This is a genomic window from Actinoplanes sp. NPDC049548 (assembly GCF_040676695.1).
GTDB lineage: Bacteria > Actinomycetota > Actinomycetes > Mycobacteriales > Micromonosporaceae > Actinoplanes.
The window spans coordinates 1-1316 of record NZ_JBFAPM010000071.1; the positions used below are offsets into that span (position 1 = coordinate 1).

The window sequence follows — 1316 nt, forward strand, 5'->3', positions numbered from 1 at the left end:
TCAACGTGCCCACCACCGAGCGGTGCGAGGCCACCACACCCTTCGGCACCCCCGTCGACCCCGACGTGAACATCACACACGCGACATCACCCGGCATCGCACGTGAGCCGGGCCCGGCAGCCGAGCGCCCCCGCCCCACCGGCACATACTCCACATTCGGCAACACCGCGAGGCCCGCATCACCCACCACCAGCGACACCCCGGCCTGACGCGCCACCGCAGCCAGCCGCTCAACGGGGAACCCGGGATCCAACACCGTGTACGCACCACCGGCTTTGAGCACCGCCAGCACAGCGACCACCAGGTCGACTCCACGCTCCAACAGGACGCCCACGGTCGCGCCAGGCGCCACCCCCACAGCGATCAACTGATGCGCCAGGTGATTCGCTCGCGCGTCCAACTCGCCATAACTGACCCGCTCGGCACCGAACACCAACGCCACACGAGCCGGGTCAACCGCCGAGATCAGCTCATGAACCGTACGGTCATCCGGAAAACCAGCCACCGTCTCGTTCCACGCCACCACCACGCGACGCCGCTCATCGGCCCCGAGCACATCCACCGCACCGATGCGCACCGCGGGATCGGCGGCGACGGCGGACAGCACGCGGGCGAAGCGGGCCACCAGGGTCTCGGCGGTGTCGCGGTCGAACAGGTCGGCGGCGTACTCCAGATATCCGGTGATGCCGCTGGCCGAGTCACCTGAACCGTCCGTGTCGCGACGCTCGTCCAGGACCACCGTGAGGTCGAACTTCGCACCGGCGGAGCCGGCTGGTACCGGCTCGGCCGTCAGCCCGGGGACGTCGAATGCCGCGTTCGTGCCGGTCTGAAGCGCGAGCATGATCTGGAACAGCGGGTGCCGGGAGAGCGACCGCTCGGGGTTCAGCTCCTCGACCACCCGGTCGAACGGCACGTCCTGGTGGGCGTACGCGGCCAGATCGGCCTCCCGCACCCGCGCCAGCAGCTCGCGGAATGTCGGGTCGCCGCCGGTGTCGGTGCGCAACACCAGCGTATTGACGAAGAACCCGACCAGGTCGTCCAGCACCTCGTCCGGACGGCCCGCAACCGGCGTGCCGAGCAGGATGTCGGTTCCCGCGCCCAGCCTGGTCAGCAGGGTTGCCAGAGCGGCCTGCAAGACCATGAACAGGGTGGTCCCCGTGGTGCGGGCCAGATCGAGCAGGTCGCGATGGAGCAGGCCATCGATCTCCACCGGGAGCTTGCCGCCGCGGTGGCTCAGCACCGCCGGGCGGGGGCGGTCAGTGGGCAGTTCCAGCTGGTCGGGCGCTGCGGCCAGGGCGTCTCGCCAGTAAGCAAGC

General features: G+C 69.8%; 1 protein-coding gene. It reads right to left on the reverse strand.

Going from position 1 to position 1316, the window contains the following annotated elements; genetic code table 11:
* The coding region (locus tag AB0J80_RS38490; protein ID WP_364714784.1) for a condensation domain-containing protein at nucleotides 1-1294 on the reverse strand (1294 nt) is incomplete at its 3' end.
* Nucleotides 1295-1316: the final 22 nt, after the last annotated feature.